Origin of the sequence: Anaeromusa acidaminophila DSM 3853, assembly GCF_000374545.1 — a bacterium.
Classification (GTDB): domain Bacteria; phylum Bacillota; class Negativicutes; order Anaeromusales; family Anaeromusaceae; genus Anaeromusa; species Anaeromusa acidaminophila.
On record NZ_KB894590.1, the window covers coordinates 114,923 to 131,711 of the forward strand.

The following is a 16,789-nucleotide window of genomic DNA, read 5'->3' on the forward strand; positions in this document are numbered from 1 at the left end:
GCCTGGTGAAAAGGGGAGCCGTTATGAAGCAAAAACAGTCTGTAGAGCTGCAGATACCATTGCATGAGGAGATGCTGCCGGTCATCGTATGTTGTGCGGAGAACACCGCGCAAGCCTTTGGGTTTGGCAAAGAAGAGCAATTGAGTCTTTCCTTGGCGACGGAAGAGCTATTCGCTTTTCTCAGCGGCCAGCGGGAAGACGCCGGAGAGATGCAATTTATTTGCCGTCATGGCGGTTATTACTTGGAAGCGTCCTGCCTGTTTCCAAGGCGAGCGCTGCCGACCAAGGTATTTAACCGGACCGCTAGTATGTCGCTGGATGATGAGGCGTCGTTAGCGGAAATGGGCTTGCTATTGGCAGCTCGTACGGTAGATCATTTTTGTCTGGAAATGCTATCTGATAATCGCATGGGTTTGCAGCTGCGTCTTGAAAAACGATATCCCCAGGCCATTCCAGAGGAATTTGAAGCGCTTCCTTCCTTGGGGTTTGTTTTGGCTGAGCCGGAACGGGAAGCTTTGAAGCAGCTTGCCAGAAGGGTGCTGGCGGTTTATGGAGACAGTGCTCCGGAATTTTTTCACTACCCCGGTAAGCTTGTGGACATGCTTGGCAGCGGTGAATATGGAGCCGTATTGATGCAAGACGGCAAGGGGCAAGTGGGCGGTGCTTTTCTTTGGCAGTGCGGCGGTAAAATGGCGGAAGGCTTTGGGCCGTATGTATTTTCCGAACAAGGCGGTATGGCCGTCGCTTTGGTAGAAGGGGCTCTTGCCAAACTGGCTCGTTCCGGTATTGTGTGCATGACCATGCGGCAGCCGACAGCACAGGCGCCTGCCGGCTATTTTGAGCCGTTGGGAGAAGTAGACTTGACGTCAGTTGGCGGTGTTACGCAGCGGCATACGGCGTTATATCGACAATTAGAAGAAGACAACGGCATGAGTGTCTTTGCCAATCCGGCAATTGAGGCGTTTTTGCGCCGGCAGTATGAGCTTTTGGCATTGCCGCGCAAGCTGCAGCCGGCGATCTACGAAGGGGAAGAGCAATTGGCGGATTCTATTTTGTCTACTCGTTTAGACCGACGCAAGCTGACTGCTTTTCTGGCGGTATTGGCGCCTGGCGAAGACATGCAAGAAAATTTGGCTATGCATGTGACGGCTTTGCGAAAAGAGAACATCAAGAACATATTTTTTGAGCTGGATTTAGGCAAAGCGGCCGAGGTAGAGGCGGCGCCAGCCATTTTAGCTGCCGGTTTTACGCCGCAGTTTGTGTTGCCATGGGGCGGACAAGGCGATCTGCTCCTTTTGACGCTGCCGGAGGAGGCTTGAGTATGCAGGGACAAACCGTCAGATGGGAAAACCTGGTTCCTGCGCATATTCGGTCTATTCAGGCCTATATTCCCAGCAAGCCCGATGATGTGCTGCGGGATATGTTTCATTGCCCGCCAATTCACCGATTGAACAACAACGAAAACGCCTTGGGGCCTGCCAAGGAGGCGCAGGCGGCTATTGCTGCCTTTGATCCGGCGGCGGCGGCTATTTATCCCAGCGGTGATGCATTTCATCTGCGTCAGCGCTTGGCGCAGAACTTTGGCCTGGATGCGGACTGTTTCCTGGTGGGAAATGGCGCTAACGAAGTAATTGCGTTTGTGATTAATGCCTTTTGTCAGGCCGGTGATAATATCATTACTGCGGATAAAACCTTTGCCGTCTATGAATGGGTAGCGGAGTTTTCAGGCTATCAGGCCAAGCAAGTGCCTTTGTGCGAGGAGGCCTTCGATGCGCAAAGCATGCTCAAGGCCATTGACGAGCGAACGAAAATTTTATTTGTGTGCAATCCGAATAATCCTACCGGTACGTACTGGCCGGAGAAAAAACTTCGGGCTTTTTTGGATGCCGTAGGGGGACGGCAGATAGTTGTCCTGGATGAAGCCTATGCGGAGTTTGTGGAGCAGGAGGACTTTCCTGACGGTATGAAACTGCTTCATGAATATCCGAATTTGGTGGTTTTTCGTACTTTTTCTAAAATGTACGGGCTAGCGGGGTTGCGTATTGGTTACTTGGCAGGCTCGCCGGAAGTAGTGAATGTGATTCGCCGCACCTGTGTAGTATATTCGGTGAACGCTCTGGCTCAGGTTGCGGCCTTGGCTACGCTGGATAATCAGGGAGACCATGTAGCGAATACCAGGTCGTTGGTGCGTGAAGCGAAGGCTTTTTTGCATTGCGAGCTTACGGCAATGGGCCTGCATCATCTGGCTGGTGAGGGCAATTATATGATGATCCGCCTGCCGCTTAGTGATACCTTGGCTTACCGTAAATTGATGCAGCATGGTTTTATGGTACGAACGATGACAGGCTTTCGTTATCCCAACCATATCCGGCTTACGCTGAGTACGCTGCCAGTCATGGAAGGATTTATTAAGGCATTAAAGGCCATTTTATGAAAACATGGTGAAACATGAAGAGGATAAAGATTTTTTCTAAAGTGCAGGAGAAGGCGGATTTAGCTTCGCCGGAAGTTGGGCGGACGTTGGTGCAGCTGGCTTTGCCGCTAATGATTTCGCTGTTGTTTCAAAATCTCTATGCTTTTGTAGATACGGTTTTCGTATCTTGGCTGGGGGATGTGCCTTTAGCGGCTGTTTCCATGGTTGTTCCCTTGATGTATGTTTCTTTGTCCATGGCCAAGGGAATTTCAATGGGGAGCATCATGCTTATGAGTCATGCCCGAGGCGGCGGCGCGGAAGAACAGGCGGTTCGCATCGCGCGCGGCATTCTGCCGCTGATGGCTTTGAGCATGTGCGTTTTTCTGCCCTTGTTGGCTCCGACGGTCAATACTGCTTTTTTTAGCGCCATAGGAGCGAATGAAGCCCTCTGGCCGATGATTCATGCCTTTATCATTTGGCTGATTCCCGGGTTCTTCGTTATGGGCTATGTGATGACAGCGGAAGCGTTCTTTATGGCTCGCGGCGATACATTGACGCCGATGAAAGCGATGGCCCTTGGCAATATAGTTAATATGGGGCTGGATCCGATCTTGATTTTTTCCTGCAATCTGGGCGTAGCCGGAGCGTCGTTAGCTACGCTTTTTGGACAAATTGTGGCAGGCGTTTACTTGTATCGGGCGCTGCGGCATTACGACTATGAATTGCCGCAGCTATGCTGGGCTGCCGGTATGCTAGGCGAATGGAAGCGGATTTTAGGACAGGGTGTTTATATTGCCATGTCCTATATAATTATTCCGGTAGGCCTATTTTTGCTTAATGCAGTGCTGGCGCAGTTTGGCCCTGCGGCGCTGGCCGCCTGGAATATGATGTCACGTTTGGAAATGCTGGTCATGCTGCCGATCATGGGACTGGGGAACGCGATGGCTACGATGATCAGCTTTAATCTTGGGCGAAGAGAATATGAACGAGTGCGTGGCTGTGTGCGTTCTTTTTTTAAGATTTCCTTGGCTGTAGCCATGCCGGTTATGCTGTTATTTGTGCTGTTGCCGGAGACGGTGCTGGCTTTGTTTCAACCGACGCCGGAACTTCTCAGGCTAGGCTCCTATGCGCTAAGAGCGTCCGGCGTGGCTGGCGTATTTATGACGGTAGTTTTCGCTTTGCTGGGCGTAGCGCAGGGGTTGAAGCGTCCGGTGTATATGATGGCGGTGTCAGCTACGCATGCCTTGGGCGTCCGCGTGCCCATGGCTTATTTTCTCGCTGCTTTTTGGGGCGAAACCGGCGTGTTTTGGAGTCACACGGCGGCTGCGTTTACGGCGGCAATTCTGGCGGGTTTTTTAATTGCCAAGCTGCTTAGCAGTATAGAGCGGTTGCCTAAGGAGGTATAGAATGTATTTGGGAAAAGTCATTGCTTTAGTGTTAGGTTTGTGGCTGACGGCGGCCGCACCTGCTTGGGCCCAAGAATCTTGCGTATTAATTCAAGGGGCTATGGATATGGAGGTTCGCACCTTAGTAGAACAACTGGAGGAGCCGCAAACCGTAGTGCTTGCCGGCTGGACCTATTGGCAGGGACATATTGGCTCTCAAAAGGTAGTGGTTTCGCAAACTAAGGTGGGGACTACCAATGCCGCAGCGGCGACATTGCTGGGGATTCAGCGGTTTTCCCCTACGGTGATTGTCAATCAGGGGACGGCTGGAGGCTATCCGGCTTGGCTGCATAAGGGGGATTTGATTATTGGAGAAACCATTACCAATGCGGGAGCCGTTAATGTGGCCAGACGGGAGGCTGGACAGGGGATTGAAGTGCGCGAATGGACGGTGCGCGATGAATTTGGTCCGGTTCGCTGGCAAAGCGATGCTCGCTTGGTACGCTTGGCAGAGGTTTTAAGCAAAGATTATACCCAAGGGCGGGTACATAAAGGAACAATTTTTTCCAGTGACCGCTGGTCGCGGGAGCTGGATTATATAGCGTATTGGCAAAAGAAAGAAAATGCCTTGGGGGAAGAAATGGAAGCCGCGGCTAGTGCGCAGATTGCGGCGGCGTATCAAATCCCATATCTTTGCGTGCGGGTTGTTTCCAACAATGAAGCTGCCCGGGAGCCCTGGGAGCCGGTGGAAGCCGAGCGCTTAGCGAGCGGCTGCCAAGAGTACATTTTTAAATTGGTGGCAGCTTTGCAAAATCGCTGACGATTCGCAGCGATTTAACGAATATGCTATGATAAAAGAAAAAATGAGTGGAAAGAGGGGCTAAACATGCTTCCTGTTGAACAACTGCAAGAAATCATTTCGGCATCGAATAATATTGTCTTCTTTGGCGGCGCGGGGGTTTCTACGGAGAGCGGCATTCCGGATTTTCGCAGCGTAGACGGTTTATACAATCAGCGCTATAAATATCCGCCGGAGGTTATGCTCAGCTATACCTTCTATCGGGAGCATACAGCAGAGTTTTATGATTTTTATCGGGAAAAGCTGCTTTGTCCTACGGCTAAACCGAATGCCGCTCACTTCAAACTGGCGGAGTTAGAGGCTGCGGGAAAATTGAAGGCGGTCATTACGCAGAATATTGATGGTTTGCATCAAATGGCCGGCAGTAAGACCGTGCTGGAGCTGCACGGCTCGGTAAAGCGAAACTATTGTCAAAACTGTCATGCCTTTTACGATGATGCGTTTATTCTGCAAAGTACGGGCGTTCCTACATGCGAATGCGGCGGCGTGATTAAGCCGGATGTGGTTCTCTATGAGGAAGGCTTGGCGCAGGAAACCATGCAGCGTTCCATGGAATTTATCGCCAAAGCGGATGTGCTGATTGTAGGAGGCACTTCCTTAGTGGTGTATCCGGCAGCCGGGATGATCGACTACTACCGGGGACGCCAGTTGGTGCTAATCAATCGGGGCGCGACGCATTCGGATAAAAAGGCGAAGCTGTTGATTCAAGAGAGCATTGGAGAGGTATTAGGGCAGATTTCTCTTTCCTAAAAGGGGTGAAAGGAGAGCGGCAATGCGGCTCTTTGTTGCGATAGAACTTCCTGAAATGGTGCGGACAGCTCTTGGAAACGTGCAGCAGCAGGTGCGCAAGCAAACGATTAAGGGACGATTTTTTACCGAAAGCAATATGCATTTGACGCTGTGTTTTTTAGGCGAGACGAAGCCGGAACGGGTCCAGGAACTAATGCTGTTTTTGCAAGAAGCAGCCGCGTTAGGGAAGGCGTTTCCTTTGCATTTTGCTAGACAACTGCGCTACTTTGGAACGGAAAAACCGGCCAGAGTAGTTTGGGTTAGCTTACATGGGGAGCTGAAGCCGCTGCGAAAACTGCAACTTCTTGTTGCAAGAGCCGTAGAAAAGGCTGGCCTGCCCTTGGAAGAGCGTCCATATGTTCCACATATTACGTTGGCCCGTAATTGCGTATTTTCGGCCGAGGTGCTGTTGACGCAAGGGAAGATTCAACTTTCGATGCCAAGACCGCCCGAATTTGAAGTGTCAGGTTTTTCGCTAATGATAAGTGAACAGGTAGATGGAAAAAGGAGTTACCGAGCGCTGGACCGCTTTGTATTTCCTAAAGAATGTAAATGAAAACGAAGGCAAACCGGTAGAGAAACCGGCTTGCCTTCGTTTTACTTCTTCTGCTCTTCCTGCGTCTTGGGAGGGGCGAAACAGATATGCGTTTCCGGATCTGCTTTGGCAGCGTACATGGCCGAGTCGGCGCTCTGGATGATTTCATCGACGGCATTGCCGTTTTCAGGATAGGTGGCGATGCCAACGCTAGCGGATACTTGCAGCTGATGCCCTGCAAAGGAGCAAGGCTGTTCGATTAGCTGCAGCAGTGATTCCGCTAGTCCGGCTAGGCTGTCGCGGTCCTTAATTTCCGGCAATAAAACAACAAATTCATCGCCTCCTTGGCGGCAGACCGTATCAGATTTGCGGATGGCCTTTCGGAGTCGTTGGGCAATGGCGCAAAGCAAGGCGTCTCCAGCATCATGACCATAGTTGTCATTGATCGGTTTGAAACGATCTAAGTCGATGAAAATGATACCTAATTGTCGATGATAACGTCTGGCCAGAATTAAAGCCTGCGCTGCTTTTTCCAAAAACAGCACCCGATTTGGTAAGTTCGTGAGATAATCATGATGCGCTAAGTAGCGGATTCGTTCTTCCGCTTGGTGACGTTCCGTAATGTCGAGGAACATGCTGACATAATAAACAATCTCATTGTTTCTATCTAAAACTTGAGCGATGGATAGCATTTGAGGGTAAACTTCGCCATTTTTACGGCGGCTGACTACTTCACCTTCCCAATGGCCCTGTTGGTGGATAATTTTAAGCATATCGCGGTAAAAAGCGCTGTTTTGCTGACCCAGAAGGAGCATCATCTTTTTTTCACCAAGGACTTCGGCTAAAGTGTAACCGGAGATACGGATATAGGCGTTATTGGCGGAGACAATACGGTGTTGTGCGTCTGTTACCACGATGGCCACCGGGCTGGTGTCGAAAACCGTGTGAGCCAGGCGTAAAGAAGCTTCTTCACGGCGACGTTCGGTAATGTCTTCGACAACGATTACTACGCCGCTGGCTTTTCCTTCCTGATCTAAAAAAGCGCGGCTGGCTGCGCGATACCAGATTGTGGTTCCGTTGGGAAGTTGATGGCTACGTTCGGCGAAGACCGGTTGATAAGGGTGACGCAAAGCTTGCTCGAAATTTCGTTTGCTTTCTTCGCGCATGTTTGGGGCTAAGTAGAGGCAATAATCGGTGCCCAGCACTTCGGCAGGGGATCTTTGAAATAGATCAGCGACGCATTGGTTGGCATAGAGAATATTGCGCTGCGAGTCCAGTAATAAGAGGGAGAGTCCGGAACTGTCATAAATGGCGCGTAACAGAGATTCCTGGCAAGAAAGTTTTTCATTGGCCCTGTGGGCTTCGGCGAGGGCTTGGGTTAAGCGTCGATGCTCTCGCAGCAGAAAGAAACTAAGTAAGGTTAAAAGCAAAGCAAGCAAAATGCCTGTAAAGAGCAGCCAGTCGTCATTACAAAGATAAACAAAAGTTAAGGTGAAAAGGAAAACGAAAAAAAGAGCAAGGAAAAGAGAGTTGCGTTTAAACGGTATGGAAAAATAGCGCATAGACATACTCCTTTCCGGCGGCAATAACGATGAGTTTATACTATATGTTCCGGATTTATCGAGAAAAACCTTCTAGCGTATAAAATGAGATGGATCTTTGTAAAAATAATTCGATCTAGAAGTTGACAAAAATGATGGATCGTGGAATAATATGAATCAATATGATAAACCTATGAGCAAGAAGAGTAAGAATCATTGGTTGTACTCAGAGAGTCGCTAGCTGGTGAGAATGCGATTGCAAAGATGATTCCGAATGGACTTGCGAGGGAGGCCCGAAATCGAAAGAGAGTAGGCGTCTACGGGGGCCCTGCCCGTTAGCAGCTGGGTGCATATGTTAGTATGCAAAACGAGAGGACGATTTATCGTCAATTTGGGTGGTACCGCAGAAGCTTAGAGCTTTTGTCCCTTTTTAGGGGACAAAGGCTCTTTTATTTTTGCCGATTATGAGAAAAAGGAGAATGAAGAACATGAGTAAAGGAAGATTTGGGCTTCACGGAGGGCAATATTTGCCGGAGACGCTGATGAATGCAGTACTGGAACTAGAGGCGGCTTATAAACACTATAAAGAGGATCCGGAATTTGTCGCGGAACTGACAGAGTTGTTTAACGATTATGCAGGACGCCCATCGCGCCTGTATTATGCAGCGAAGATGACTCGAGATTTAGGGGGGGCTAAAATTTATCTCAAACGAGAAGATCTGAATCATACAGGGTCTCATAAAATTAACAATGTGTTGGGACAGGTTCTTTTGGCCAAACGCATGGGGAAAAAACGGGTTATTGCCGAGACCGGCGCAGGGCAGCATGGCGTGGCGACAGCCACGGCGGCAGCCTTAATGGGGCTGGAATGTGAGATCTATATGGGCAAAGAAGATACCGAACGACAGGTGCTTAACGTATATCGCATGGAGCTTTTGGGTGCTAAGGTTCATGAGGTGACAAGCGGTACGCAGACTTTAAAAGACGCCGTCAACGAAACATTACGAGAATGGACAAATCGGGTAGAGGATACGCATTATGTGATGGGATCGGTCTTGGGACCGCATCCTTTCCCGACCATTGTGAGAGACTTTCAAAGCATCATCGGCCGTGAGGTCAAGGCGCAGATGCTGGAGAAAGAAGGCAAGCTTCCGGATGCGGTGCTGGCTTGTGTGGGCGGCGGCAGTAATGCGATGGGTTTATTTTATGATTTTATTGAAGATAAGGATGTGCGTTTGATTGGCTGTGAAGCGGCCGGGCGAGGCGTAGATACGGCGGAAACCGCAGCGACGATGGCTACCGGGTCTGTCGGCATTTTCCACGGGATGAAATCGTATTTTTGCCAGGACGAGTACGGGCAGATTGCGCCGGTTTATTCGATTTCCGCTGGCCTTGATTATCCCGGCGTAGGACCGGAACATTCGCATCTGAAGGATTTAGGGCGGGCGGAATATGTGCCGGTGACTGACGATGAAGCAGTAGAAGCCTTTGAATATCTGTCTCGCACGGAGGGAATTATTCCAGCGATTGAGAGCTCTCATGCTGTAGCGTACGCTATGAAACTGGCGCCGACGCTGACTAAAGACAAAACCGTGGTGATTTGCCTTTCCGGGAGAGGCGATAAAGATGTGGCCGCCATTGCACGTTATAAGGGGGTAGAAATTTATGAATAAGTTAAATCAGGCCTTTGCCAAGGGAAAAGCCTTTATTCCTTTTGTTACCGCAGGCGATCCGTCGCTGGAGGTGACGGAACAGCTTGTATTGCAGATGGCGGCAGCGGGAGCGGATCTAATTGAATTGGGGATTCCCTTTTCCGACCCTGTCGCCGAAGGGCCGATCATTCAGGAAGCGGATGTTCGCGCCTTGGCGGCGGGAACGACGACCGATAAAATTTTCGAGATGGTTGGGCGAGTTCGCAAGACCTGCCAGGTACCGATGGCTTTCATGACGTATATCAACCCTGTTTTTACGTACGGAGCGGAACGGTTTTTGAAAAATTGCCAAGCTGTCGGCATTGATGCGCTGATTGTTCCCGATATGCCGTATGAGGAAAAGCAGGAATTGCTGCCGTTTTGCCAAAAATACGATGTGCGCTTGATTTCCATGATTGCACCGACCTCCAACCAGCGTATCCAGACTATCGCCAACGAAGCCGAAGGCTTTTTGTATTGCGTATCTTCCATGGGCGTTACCGGAGTGCGTCAGGAGCTGGGAAATCACGTGTCGACGATGATTCAGACGGCCAAAGCAGCAAAAGATATTCCCTGCGCTATAGGATTTGGAATTTCCACGCCCCAGCAGGCTGCCGCGATGGCCGCTGTATCGGATGGAGCCATTGTGGGCAGCGCCATTGTGAAAATCGTAGCTCAGCATGGACAAGATTGCGTGCCTCATGTAGCAAAATATGTGTGTGAAATGGTGCAGGCCGTAAAAGCAGTACAATAAGAGAATAAGAAAATATATACAGGCGGCGTTTGGATACAATTCCAAGCGCCGCTTTCTTCATTGTGAATCTCTTGCACATGTTAAAGGTTGCTAGTAACATAGAAAGTAAACACATTGCTGCGAGGAGAATGAATATGGGACGGCTGGAAAAAGACTTTTTAGGGGAACGGGAGCTGCCGGAAAACGCATACTACGGCATTCATACGTTGCGCGCCATGGAAAACTTCGCAGTATCCGGTGAAAAAGTGCATCCGGAGCTGATTTGCGCTCTTGGCGTCGTGAAACAAGCGGCGGCGGAAAGCAATATGAAGCTGGGGCGGCTGGAAGAACGCCTGGGACACGCCATTTTTCAAGCGGCTGACGAGGTTGCTTCAGGACAATGGCAAGAGTTTTTTTTGGTGGACGCTTTTCAAGGCGGCGCAGGCACGTCTACTAATATGAATGTAAACGAAGTCATAGCTAATAGGGCCATTGAAATTTTAGGGGGCGTTAAAGGCGACTATAGCCTGGTGCATCCTCTGGATCATGTGAATATGTCACAGTCGACAAATGACGTCTATCCGACAGCGCTACGTATTGCGGCTATCAGGCTGTTGCTGCCGCTGGCGGAAGCTTGCGCCAACCTGCAAGGGGCCTTGCAGCGCAAGGAAGAAGAATTTGCCGGCATTCTTAAGCTGGGACGCACAGAGATGCAAGATGCCGTACCGATTACCGTTGGTCAGTCTTTTTCGGCGTGGGCGGAAGCTATCAGCCGTGATCGCTGGCGTCTTTATAAAGTCGAAGAGCGCCTGCGCAAGGTTAATCTGGGCGGTACGGCGGTCGGCACTGGCTTGAATGCTCCGCGCAAGTACATTTATATGGTAATTGAACGGTTGCGCAGCTTGAGCGGCTTGGGGCTGGCGCGCGATGAAAACGGCGTAGACGGAACGCAAAACGCCGATGTTTTTGTAGAAGTGTCAGGCTTACTTAAAGCTTGCGCTGTAACACTCCAGAAAATCAGCGGCGACTTGCGGCTGCTTTCCTCCGAGCCCTTCGGCGAGCTGCGTTTGCCGCAGCTTCAAGCTGGGTCCTCCATTATGCCGGGCAAGGTCAATCCGGTGATGCCGGAAATGATCTCGCAAGTAGCGTATCAGGTCATGGCGCGGGATTTAGCTATTACCTTGGCGGCTCAAAGCGGACAGTTGGAATTGAACGCTTTTTATCCTCTGATTGCTGCTAATTTGCTGCCGGCTTTGGACAGCTTGGCTAAGGGGATGAATTTGTTTGCGGAAAAATGCATTGAAGGCATTGAAGCGGTTCCGGAAGCCTGCCGGAGGCATTTGGAAAAAAGTACGGCCGTAGCTACCGTGTTAGCGCCGCTCGTAGGCTATGAAAAAGCGGCTGCTTTGGCTCAAGAGTCGCGGCGCAGCGGACGGCAAGTATTGGAGCTTTTACTGGAGCAAGAACTGTTGAGCGAAGAGGAAATGGGACGGTGGCTGCAAGCCAGGCATCTTACCCATGCCGGTATTGTGGGCGAAGAAATCAAAGCATAGGAGATCTGGCTATGAATACAACTCCCAGAGGCAATCGGTTGCATATTGCGCTGTTTGGGCGCAGAAATGCCGGGAAATCAAGTTTAATCAATGCTCTGACCAACCAAGAATTAGCGATTGTTTCGGAGCTTGCCGGGACGACGACGGATCCGGTGTATAAGTCTATGGAGATTTTGCCGTTAGGCCCGGTGGTCGTTATTGATACGGCAGGCCTGGACGATACTGGTGAACTGGGCGACTTGCGAGTAGCAAAGTCGCTGGAGGTTTTGGCAAAAACGGATTTGGCCTTAATTGTCATGGATGTAGAAAATGGCTGCGGCGAGCCGGAACAAGAGATTGCCGCTCTTTGCGCAGAGAAGAAAATTCCGGTGATTGCGGTGATCAATAAGCAAGACCAAGCAAAGGCTACGCAAGAACAACTGGCGGCTTGGCAAGGGGCTTTGCAGGCGGCGGAGATGGTTTCCGTGAGCGCTTTGCAGCGAAAAGGCATCGGTGATTTGAAGATTGCTATGGTCAAAACAGCGCCGCTGCTTTTTGAACAGCCGACCATTGTCGGCGACCTGCTGCAGCCTGGCGATACGGCGGTGCTGGTGACGCCTATTGATTTGGCGGCTCCTAAAGGCAGGCTGATTTTGCCGCAGGTCCAAGTCATTCGGGATATCTTGGATTCTGATGCCATGGCTTACGTAGTCAAGGAACGGGAGCTTAAAGAATGTCTAGGTAATTTGAAAAACAAACCGCGCATTGTTATTACGGACTCGCAGGCATTCTTAAAGGCTGACGCCGATACGCCGCCCGACGTGTTGCTTACATCTTTTTCCATTCTCTTTGCTCGCTATAAAGGGGATTTGGAAACACTGGTTAAGGGAGCTAAAGCCTTATTGGCTTTAAAACCTGGAGATCGTGTTTTGATGAGCGAAGGTTGTACGCATCATCGAGTGGAGGACGATATCGGAACGGTGAAAATTCCCCGCTGGATTCGCCAATACGTTGGGGGCGAGCTTGAATTTTCCTGGTCCAGCGGTACTACACTGCCGAAAGATTTGTCTTCCTATCAGGTCGTTGTTCATTGCGGCGCCTGCATGCTGAATCGGCGGGACATGCTGGCGCGCATGATGGCTGCGCAGCAGCAACAAGTACCGATCGTCAATTATGGTGTGGCTATTGCGGCGCTGCAGGGAATTTTGCCGCGGGCTCTTTCGCCGTTTCCGCAGCTAGTGGATCTACTGTAATTTATTTGGCAGGCGGCTTGGATACGCGCCTGAAAGACGGAGGCGGTCTATGATGCATGTAGATGATGTAAATAAACTGTCTTATTTACAAGCCGAAGAAGTCATGAACCTATTAGAAACGCGTCGCTCCGGGCTGACAAAAGAAGCAGCAGCGGAACGGCTTCGTCGTTATGGTAGAAATCAGCTGCCGAAGGCGGCTTCTTTATCGCTGGGAAAATTATTCTTACAGCAGTTTACTCACTTTATGGCGTTGCTGCTTTGGCTGGCTGGCATTCTGGCCTTTGTGGTTGATATGCCGGAGCTAGGGTGGGCTACGTGGGCGGTTATCGTGCTAAATGCCGTCTTTAGTTTTTGGCAAGAATATCGGGCTGATAAAGCCCTTAGCGCTTTGTCGGCCATGTTGCCGCGTCGAGTAAAAGTATATCGGGATGGAAATCTGCTTCAGATTTTAGCGGACGAACTGGTCATTGGCGATGTTTTGCTTGTAGAGGCCGGCGATCATGTGCCTGCAGACGCGAGGTTGTTGGAAGCGGAAGACTTATTTGTCGATGTATCCTTGCTGACAGGAGAGTCGTTGCCGGTAGAATGCAGTGCTTTGGCAAAATTCGATGATGATGGTGAAGGAGCATTAGGCAATCGGTTGTTTGCCGGGACTATGATCAGCGCTGGACGTGGCATAGCTGTGGTGTATGCTGTTGGCCGCCAAACGGAACTGGGAAAAGTCACCAAACTGACGGCGGGCATTGTGCGGCAGAAAAGCGCTTTAGAACTGCAGGTCCAAAAAGTAGTGCGTCTGATTACGGTTCTGGCCTTGTCTATGGGTCTGCTGGTGTTTGTATTAGCGATATGGCTTTTGGACATTGATTTGCGTTCCAGCTTTATCTTTTGCATTGGCATTATTGTCGCTAATGTCCCGGAAGGCTTGCTGCCGACGGTGAGCTTGTCCTTAGCGGTTGGTGTGCAGCGCATGGCCCAGCAGAATGCATTGGTGCGCAAACTTTCCGCTGTGGAGTCGTTGTGCGCAACAAGTGTTATTTGCACCGATAAAACCGGCACTTTGACGATGAATGAAGTGACGGTAAAAAAAGTCTGGCTGCCGGAGGGAAGCGCGCTATTTAGCGGCAATGGCTATGAAAAAGAAGGCGCAGTGACCATGCAGGGGCAAAGTGAACGGGAACAATTGGAACTACTGCTGACAATTGGAAGCATTTGCTCTGATGCGCAGATTGAAGAGGATGAAAACCAGAGCAGCCACTGGGCGATTAAAGGAGATCCTACAGAAGTAGCTCTGTTGGTCGCGGCAGCCAAAAATGGGCAAATACCCAAATTGCTGCAACAGCAATTTGGGCAGCGGAAAACCAAGCAGTTCAATTCGCAGCGGAAAATGATGAGTACCCAAGGGACGAACTTAAGTCATGCGTGTTTTCCCCAAGGGAAAACGATACTTATGGTTAAGGGAGCGCCCTTGGAGACTCTGAAATGCTGCTCATACATGAGGATGAGGGATGGCGTCCAGGAGCTGGACGAAGAGGCAAGGCAAAAAATAGGGAAGATGAATGACTCGTTAGCCCGAGAGGGGCAGCGGGTCTTGGCTCTTGCGTATCGCGAAGGAGCGAGTGGCGAGACGTTAGGCGAAGAGAAGCTGGTGTTTGTAGGGTTGGCCGGCATGATGGATCCGCCGAGGCCGGATGTGTCCGAAGCGATTGGCGCTTGCCGGGAGGCGGGCATTATAGTGACCATGATTACTGGTGATTACGGCCTGACGGCGGAAGCGATTGGTCGGCAAATTGGGTTAGTAAAAGATTCGGCGGTTCTGGTAACTGGAGCGGAACTAGCGGCGATGGAAGCAGCTTCGTTACAGGCGCTGCTGCAGAATAAGAAGCCAGTCATCTTTTCCCGGACCAATCCGGAACATAAGCTGAAAATTGTCGAGACTTATCAAGCATTAGGACATGTGGTGGCTGTGACCGGTGATGGCGTTAATGACGCTCCGGCCTTAAGGGCGGCAGATATTGGCATTGCCATGGGGAGGGGCGGAACCGATGTGGCGCGGGAAGTGGCGGATATAGTGCTGCTGGATGATCATTTTGCTACCATTGTGAAAGCAATTGAACAGGGGCGGGCTATTTATGACAATATCCGCAAATTCATGAAATATATCCTTGCTTCTAATATTCCAGAGCTGGTGCCTTTTTTAGCGATGATTTTTTTAAAAATCCCTCCAGCGTTGAATATCTTGCAGATTTTAGCGATTGATATTGGCACCGATATGGTGCCTGCTTTGGCCTTGGGAGCGGAAGCTCCGGAAAAAGGAGTTCTGCAGAAACGGCCTTCTGATTATGCGGAAAATTTACTGAATCAAAAGCTAGTACTACATGCGTACTGCTATTTAGGGCTTATTGAAGCCGTGTTATCGATGGCGGCATTTTTTCTGGTTTGGTATCAGCAAGGCTATGTGATGAGAGATATGCAGCAAGCTATGGCCGCCTTGCTTGCTAATATGGCGGTGCCTGAGCTTGCAGCCGTATATCAGCAGGCTACGACGATGGCGATGCTGGCCATTATTGCTTGCCAGATGGGGAATGTCCTGGTGTGTCGCTCAGAAACAATGCATATATGGGAACTGCCGTTGCGCAGTAATTTGCTTATTTTATTCGGTTTAGGAACAGAAGCGCTTCTTGCCATGGCGTTGGTTTATATTCCGGCAGTGGCTGCGGTATTTCTTACGCAACCGTTGCCAGGGGAGAATTTGCTGCTGTTGTTGATTTGTCCTATGGTCTTGATTCTTATGGAGGAAATGCGACGGTATTGCATGAAGTAGAAAGAGGGTGGACTTTTGTTTGGCGGAAAAGAAAAGCGTAGCAGAGCAATCGGTGCGATTTTGCTGTGGTTGTGTTTGGGCGTAGTGAATGGCGGCTTGGGAGAAACAGCGGCGGGGTCAAAGGAGTCTGTATCTCAAGAGGTGCAAGTAGAAGCGTTGCTGCAAGGGATGACCTTGGAAGAAAAAGTGGGTCAGTTGATGTGGGTCGGCATCGAGGGAACCGAGGCGGATGCGGAGACATTAGGACAACTGAGGGAATTGCATGCAGGCGGCGTTGTTTTATTTGATCGTAACATGCAAAATCCAGACCAAGTGAAGACTCTTATTGGGGCTTTTCAGAAACAGACGCTATCGCAATCGCCCCGCCTTCCTCTTTTTGTTAGTGTAGATCAAGAAGGCGGACGAGTGCTACGCATGAGAGAGCAGGTGCTGTCGCTGCCGTCTCAGGCGCAATTAGGCTTGCAAGGCAGTGCCGAGCAGGTGGAAGAATGGGCGGCGCAAAATGCGCGTGAACTTATACGCATGGGGTTTAATGTAAACTTTGCACCTGTGGTAGATATCGGCCTGGGGGCGGAACGTTCTTTTGCCAATGAAACGACTGAAGTAACTCGTTTGGCGCGGGCGGCTGTAGTAGGCTACCGTAAAGAAGGCATGCTTTGTACGTTGAAGCATTTTCCGGGCATAGGCAAGGCGCCTAAGGATCCGCACCAGGAAATTTCCGACATTACCGCAGGGCGGGATGTACTAGAGCAAGAGGATTTGGCTCCTTTTCGCAGCTTGATTAAAGATTTTGAGGTGCAGCCGCCGTTGATTATGGTTTCGCATCTGCGGTATCCTGCTTATGATGCTGAGAAGCCAGCCTGTGTTTCGGAAATTTTACTTAAGGGAGTTCTGCGCAGACAACTAGGCTTTGAGGGAGTGGTTGTGACGGATGACCTAGAAATGGGAGCTATGACCTCGCTTTACTCCTTTCGTGAGATGGGGGTCATGGCTTTGGCGGCAGGAGCGGATGTGCTGCTTGTTTGTCACCATGCAGAGAACCAAAAGCAAGTATACGCAGGCTTATTGGAAGCGGTTAAAGAAGGTCGTCTTTCTCCTGGAAGCCTGGATGAAGCGGTACGGCGCGTTTTACGAGCAAAACTTTCTTTGGCGCTGCTGCGGGAATAGATGCCAATGCTGTTCGGAGGATTGTTATCTTCTCGTTTAGGAACGAGAGTGATATAATGGCAACGTAACT

Annotated in this window: 13 protein-coding genes and 1 other annotated feature; of the genes, 12 read left to right on the forward strand and 1 reads right to left on the reverse strand. The window is 50.3% G+C overall.

Going from position 1 to position 16,789, the window contains the following annotated elements; genetic code table 11:
• Positions 1–23 precede the first annotated feature (23 nt).
• The 6 genes from C508_RS0108335 to thpR all read left to right on the forward strand — a co-directional run bounded on the left by C508_RS0108335 (position 24) and on the right by thpR (position 6,002).
• The gene (locus C508_RS0108335; RefSeq protein WP_156817599.1) at positions 24–1,319 is read left to right on the forward strand and encodes a hypothetical protein; all 1,296 of its coding nucleotides are present in this window, start codon (positions 24–26) and stop codon (positions 1,317–1,319) included.
• A 2-nt stretch (positions 1,320–1,321) separates the two neighbouring features.
• A complete protein-coding gene (hisC, locus tag C508_RS0108340; RefSeq protein ID WP_018703098.1) occupies positions 1,322–2,434 on the forward strand; it encodes a histidinol-phosphate transaminase in 1,113 nt (370 codons plus the stop codon).
• 14 nt (positions 2,435–2,448) lie between these two features.
• On the forward strand, positions 2,449–3,819 hold the full coding sequence (locus C508_RS18165) for an MATE family efflux transporter (RefSeq protein ID WP_083928062.1): 1,371 nt from the start codon (positions 2,449–2,451) through the stop codon (positions 3,817–3,819).
• Position 3,820: 1 nt separating this feature from the next.
• Positions 3,821–4,618: a 5'-methylthioadenosine/S-adenosylhomocysteine nucleosidase gene (mtnN, locus tag C508_RS0108350; RefSeq protein ID WP_018703100.1), complete on the forward strand. Its 798-nt coding sequence runs from the start codon at positions 3,821–3,823 to the stop codon at positions 4,616–4,618.
• A gap of 66 nt (positions 4,619–4,684) precedes the next feature.
• Positions 4,685–5,407 (forward strand): NAD-dependent protein deacylase, encoded by a 723-nt coding sequence (locus C508_RS0108355; RefSeq protein WP_018703101.1) that lies wholly within the window; start codon positions 4,685–4,687, stop codon positions 5,405–5,407.
• 22 nt (positions 5,408–5,429) lie between these two features.
• Positions 5,430–6,002 (forward strand): RNA 2',3'-cyclic phosphodiesterase, encoded by a 573-nt coding sequence (gene thpR / locus C508_RS0108360; RefSeq protein ID WP_018703102.1) that lies wholly within the window; start codon positions 5,430–5,432, stop codon positions 6,000–6,002.
• Between the two features lie 41 nt (positions 6,003–6,043).
• Here the strand turns inward: thpR and C508_RS18170 are convergent, their stop codons facing one another.
• A complete protein-coding gene (locus C508_RS18170; protein ID WP_018703103.1) occupies positions 6,044–7,543 on the reverse strand; it encodes a GGDEF domain-containing protein in 1,500 nt (499 codons plus the stop codon).
• A gap of 163 nt (positions 7,544–7,706) precedes the next feature.
• Positions 7,707–7,953: a binding site (T-box leader), on the forward strand.
• Positions 7,954–8,010: 57 nt separating this feature from the next.
• On the opposite strand from C508_RS18170, the gene trpB reads away from it, so the two are divergent.
• The 6 genes from trpB to nagZ all read left to right on the forward strand — a co-directional run bounded on the left by trpB (position 8,011) and on the right by nagZ (position 16,719).
• Entirely contained in the window at positions 8,011–9,195 is a 1,185-nt protein-coding gene (gene trpB, locus C508_RS0108370) for a tryptophan synthase subunit beta (RefSeq protein ID WP_018703104.1), read from the forward strand.
• Positions 9,188–9,967, forward strand: coding sequence for a tryptophan synthase subunit alpha (trpA, locus tag C508_RS0108375; protein ID WP_018703105.1), 780 nt, complete (start codon positions 9,188–9,190; stop codon positions 9,965–9,967). Before trpB ends, trpA begins: the two co-directional genes overlap by 8 nt.
• 134 nt (positions 9,968–10,101) lie before the next feature.
• Positions 10,102–11,499 (forward strand): aspartate ammonia-lyase, encoded by a 1,398-nt coding sequence (locus tag C508_RS0108380; protein ID WP_018703106.1) that lies wholly within the window; start codon positions 10,102–10,104, stop codon positions 11,497–11,499.
• A gap of 11 nt (positions 11,500–11,510) precedes the next feature.
• A complete protein-coding gene (gene hydF / locus C508_RS0108385) occupies positions 11,511–12,731 on the forward strand; it encodes a [FeFe] hydrogenase H-cluster maturation GTPase HydF (RefSeq protein ID WP_018703107.1) in 1,221 nt (406 codons plus the stop codon).
• Between the two features lie 49 nt (positions 12,732–12,780).
• Positions 12,781–15,552 carry a cation-translocating P-type ATPase gene (locus C508_RS0108390; RefSeq protein WP_018703108.1) on the forward strand — a complete coding sequence of 924 codons (2,772 nt, stop codon included), beginning with the start codon at positions 12,781–12,783 and terminating at the stop codon, positions 15,550–15,552.
• A gap of 15 nt (positions 15,553–15,567) precedes the next feature.
• Positions 15,568–16,719, forward strand: coding sequence for a beta-N-acetylhexosaminidase (gene nagZ, locus C508_RS0108395; RefSeq protein WP_018703109.1), 1,152 nt, complete (start codon positions 15,568–15,570; stop codon positions 16,717–16,719).
• Positions 16,720–16,789 lie beyond the last annotated feature (70 nt).